Genomic DNA, 4,243 nt, shown 5'->3' with positions numbered 1-4,243 from the left:
CGACGATGCGACGGGCGTCGCGCATTACACCAAGCGGCTGACGCTGGCGGGGGTCTATGGATCGACGCTGCTGGTGTTCCTCGACGACGGCAGCGAGGGCTTCGCCGAAACGCATGCGTTTCTCGATCGGCGGATCGCCGACGTGATGCGCTTCGAGAAGCTCAAGGCGCGGCTGAAGCCCGATCCCGACCGCCATTTCAGCCCGGCGCGCTTCCTCGGGCGGCTGCGCTATCCGGCACACTGAGCGGCGCCCTTGTTCTTTTTTTGTTCTTGACATCCACGCGCCAATCGGCTATAGGATCGATCCGACGGGAGAGCGCCGATGGCCGAACTGATTCTCTACACCAATCCGATGTCGCGGGGGCGGATCGCGCGCTGGATGATGGAGGAAGTCGGCCAGCCCTATGCGGTGCAGAACCTCGGCTATGGCGACGAATTTCCGATGTCGATCAAGTCGCCCGAATATCTGGCGATCAACCCGATGGGCAAGGTGCCCGCGCTGAAGCATGGCGATGCGATCGTCACCGAGGCGGCGGCGATCTGCGCCTATCTGGCCGACGCGTTTCCCGAGGCAGGGCTTAAGCCCGCTGCGGGGACGCGCGCGAGCGCCGACTATCATCGCTGGATGTTCTACGCGGCGGGGCCGATCGAGGCGGCGGTGACCGACCGATCGCTGGGGGTGGAGGTCTCGCCCGAAAAGGCGCGGATGGTGGGCTATGGCAGCTATGATGTGGCGATGGACATGATCGAGCGGGCGATCGCGGGCAAGACCTACCTGGCCGGCGACGGCTTCACCGCCGCCGATCTCTATTTCGGATCGCAGATCGGCTGGGGGCTGTTGTTCGGCAGCATCCCGGAACGACCGGCTTTCGTCGAATATTGGGCAGGGCTGAGCGCGCGGCCGGCGTACAAGCGCGCGGCCGAACTGGACGACGCGGCGATAGCGAAGCAGGGTTGAGCGCGTTTCGGGACCGGCGAGCAGTCAGGGTTTGCCAGCGGCGCGGGCTATGATCCAACGCAGTGGCCATTCGAGGAGATCGAGCGTGCGTTTGATGTGGATCGCCATCATGGCCTGGGCAGGCGCGCTCGCGGCGACGCCCGCCGCCGCCGCGGACTATCTGTTCGAATATGGCTTCAACGGCGTGAAGATCGCATCGGGCACGATCACGACCGACGATACGCCGATCTATCCCGGCTCGACCAACGTCATCAACATCACCGGCACGCGCGACGGCGAGACGATCAGTGGCTTTCAGGACTTCTTCGACGTCGATCAGGGCGATCAGCAAATCTATCCCGGCCGCCCGGCGGCCTATGTCGACGATCTGGGGCTGACCTTTCAGATCGGCGACTATAGCTACAATATCACCTCGCCCAGCGCGAACAGCGGCGGCGGCGGCAACGGCTTCTACACCGAATATCGCTATCTGACCGCCGATCCCTATGGCTTCCAGCAGAGCCAGTTCGTCAGCTACTTCACGCTGACGTCGTCGCCCGCCGCCGCGGTCCCCGAGGCGCCGAGCTGGGCGATGATGCTGATCGGCTTCGGCGCGATCGGCTTCGTGGCGCGGCGTCGCCCGGTCGTGCGCCTCGGTCTCGTCCGATGCGGCAATGCCGAAGCGGGATCGAGCACCGATTTGAAGCGGATGAAGATCGGATAGGGCGGAGCGGCATATGAGAGCGAGGCGCGAAGAGGAGAGTTTCCGATGACGACGGCTAGATCATCGAAGAAGAGCGAGACGATCGAGGTTCGGCTGTCTTATGCGGCGAAGATCGCTTTCATGGCGCGCTGTCGGCAAGAGCGAAGAACCGCCAGCGAGGCGATACGGCTGTTCATCGACGACACTATCGCGCCGCATCCACACATTCGCCTCCGGCCGATTGCGCATGCGCGTATCGTGATGGCGGGCGTCGTCGGGGCGATGCTTGGCGTGGGGGCGGCGGCGCCGTCGTTCGCGCACGCCACCGAGAACAGCCAGGCTGCGTTCGATCGGCTCGACCGCAACCATGATGGCGTGCTGAGCGCCAAGGAATTTCTCGACCGCTGAGCAGGTGGTGCCCGGCCGGATGGAAGCTTCCTGTAGCCGGTTACACCCCTCCGTCATGCCCGCGGCATGCCACCTCCGCTTGCAGGGGAGGAGCTTTACGACCTCGGCGGCGACAGCGCGATTCGTTGTCCGGGCATGATTTTGCGCTGTCCGGACATGGCTTTGCTGGACCGGCGCGGCGGCGGCGGCTTGATGGCGGCATGATCGATGTTGCCGCCAACCCAGCGACTCCCACCCGGTCGCGTAGATCGCGCTGGATCGCCGAGCTGCGCGGACTGCTCACGACGATCCTGCTGGTGTTCGGCGTGCACAGCCTGATCGCCAAGCCCTTCTACATTCCTTCCGAATCGATGATGCCGGAGCTGCTGGTCGGGGATCGCCTGGTGGTGAGCAAATATCCCTACGGCTGGTCCTATGTGTCGCCGAGTTTTCACCTGCTGCCGTTCCTCCACGGCCGCCTGCTCGGCCGGATGCCGGAGCGCGGCGACATCGTGATCGTGACCCCGCCGGACGCGGGCCGCCGTGGCGAGGATCTCATCAAGCGGGTCATCGGCCTGCCCGGCGACACGATCCGGTTGATCGGCGGACGCCTGTGGCTGAACGGCAGACCGGTGCCGACGCGAGACATGGGCGTGCGGCTGATGCCGATCGACGGCAATTTCCATTGCGACGCCAACGATCCGGATGCCGGGCGCGCGTTCTCCGGTTTTGCCGGGGCGCGGATGACCGGCGCCGACGGCAGAGCCTATTGCCGGCTGCACATCCTGCGCGAGACGCTGCCCGAAGGCCGCGCCTACGACACGCTCGACTTCGGGTGGAGCGGCGAGGACGATACGCCGGCTTATACGGTGCCGGCCGACCACGTCTTCGTGCTCGGCGACAATCGCGACAACAGCGCCGACAGCCGCGTGCCGGTGGCGCTGAACGGCCTCGGCGGCGCGGTGCCGCTGGAGACGATCGGCGGCAGGGCGGAGTTCGTCACCTTCTCGCTGAACGGCGATGCGACGCGGAACCCGCTGACGTGGATTTCCGCGTTCCGAAGCGGCCGAGCAGGGACGAGCCTGCGACCGAGCTATCCCGTGCGGACGGCCCGGCGCTAGGGCCGATCGATATGCGGTGATTTGAAGGGACTTGCTTCAAATCGACCGTCACCCCGGACCTGTTCCGGGGTCCCGCTGCCTGCCAACACCGAGGAAGAAGCTGGACCCCGGCTCAAGGCCGGGGTGACGTTTCAGCCTGAACAGGACCTCCAAGCTGGAGACGGTCCGTCCTACCCGCCCGACAGCGCCTTGAGCCGGTAGAGCGCCTCCAGCGCCTCGCGTGGGGTGAGCGCGTCGGCGTCTATGGCGGCGAGGGCTTCGCGGAGCGGGTCGCGCTTCTCCTCTTCGGCCTGCGCGGCGGCGGCGAAGAGGGGGAGGTCGTCGAGGCCGGCGGCGAGGCCGCCGGTGGCCTTGCGGCCCGCCTCCAGCCGCTTGAGCACATCCCCGGCGCGCGCGATCACCGGCGGGGAAAGGCCCGCGAGGCGCGCGACGGCGAGGCCGTAGCTGCGATCGGCGGGGCCTTCCGACACCTCGTGGAGCAGCACCAGATCGCCCTTCCATTCGCGCGCGCGGACATGGTGCAGCGAGAGCGCGTCGAGGCGTTCGGCGAGGCGTGTGAGCTCGTGATAATGGGTGGCGAACAGGCAGCGGCAGCGGTTGCGATCGTGGACCGCCTCGACCACCGCCCAGGCGATCGCGAGGCCGTCATAGGTCGAGGTGCCGCGTCCGACCTCGTCGAGGATGACGAACGAGCGCTCGGTCGCCTGCGCGAGGATCGCGGCGGTCTCGACCATCTCGACCATGAAGGTCGAGCGGCCGCGCGCGAGATTGTCCGACGCGCCGACGCGGCTGAACAGGCGATCGCACAGGCCGAGCGTCGCGGCGACGGCGGGGACGTAGCCGCCCGCCTGCGCGAGGATCAGGATCGCGGCATTCTGGCGGAGGAAGGTCGACTTGCCGCCCATGTTGGGCCCGGTGACGAGCCACAGCCGATCCTCGGCCGACAGCCGGCAATCGTTGGCGACGAAGCGCCCGCCCGCGGCGGCGACCGCGCTTTCGACCACGGGGTGGCGGCCGCCCTCGATCTCCAGGCAGGAATGCTCGACGATGCTCGGGCGGCACCAGCCCCCCTCGGCGGCGCGCTCGGCGAGGCCG

Annotated in this window: 5 protein-coding genes and 1 pseudogene; 5 read left to right on the top strand and 1 reads right to left on the bottom strand. The window is 67.2% G+C overall.

Going from position 1 to position 4,243, the window contains the following annotated elements; genetic code table 11:
• The 5 genes and pseudogenes from HUU94_RS05285 to lepB all read left to right on the top strand — a co-directional run.
• Nucleotides 1-244 (top strand): annotated as a pseudogene (locus HUU94_RS05285) (COQ9 family protein); the annotation flags it as partial.
• A 78-nt stretch (nucleotides 245-322) separates the two neighbouring features.
• Nucleotides 323-958: a glutathione S-transferase family protein gene (locus HUU94_RS05280; RefSeq protein ID WP_174274056.1), complete on the top strand. Its 636-nt coding sequence runs from the start codon at nucleotides 323-325 to the stop codon at nucleotides 956-958.
• Nucleotides 959-1,052: 94 nt separating this feature from the next.
• Nucleotides 1,053-1,661 carry a PEP-CTERM sorting domain-containing protein gene (locus HUU94_RS05275; protein ID WP_254601979.1) on the top strand — a complete coding sequence of 203 codons (609 nt, stop codon included), beginning with the start codon at nucleotides 1,053-1,055 and terminating at the stop codon, nucleotides 1,659-1,661.
• Nucleotides 1,662-1,706: 45 nt separating this feature from the next.
• On the top strand, nucleotides 1,707-2,048 hold the full coding sequence (locus HUU94_RS05270; protein WP_174274054.1) for an EF-hand domain-containing protein: 342 nt from the start codon (nucleotides 1,707-1,709) through the stop codon (nucleotides 2,046-2,048).
• A 200-nt stretch (nucleotides 2,049-2,248) separates the two neighbouring features.
• A complete protein-coding gene (gene lepB / locus HUU94_RS05265) occupies nucleotides 2,249-3,148 on the top strand; it encodes a signal peptidase I (protein ID WP_174274053.1) in 900 nt (299 codons plus the stop codon).
• A gap of 170 nt (nucleotides 3,149-3,318) precedes the next feature.
• Here lepB and HUU94_RS05260 read toward each other — a convergent pair.
• The coding region (locus tag HUU94_RS05260; RefSeq protein ID WP_438827106.1) for a MutS-related protein at nucleotides 3,319-4,243 on the bottom strand (925 nt) is incomplete at its 5' end.

This window comes from Sphingomonas bacterium (assembly GCF_903644055.1).
GTDB lineage: Bacteria > Pseudomonadota > Alphaproteobacteria > Sphingomonadales > Sphingomonadaceae > Sphingomonas_I.
This window is presented reverse-complemented; position numbering and strand designations above follow the sequence as displayed.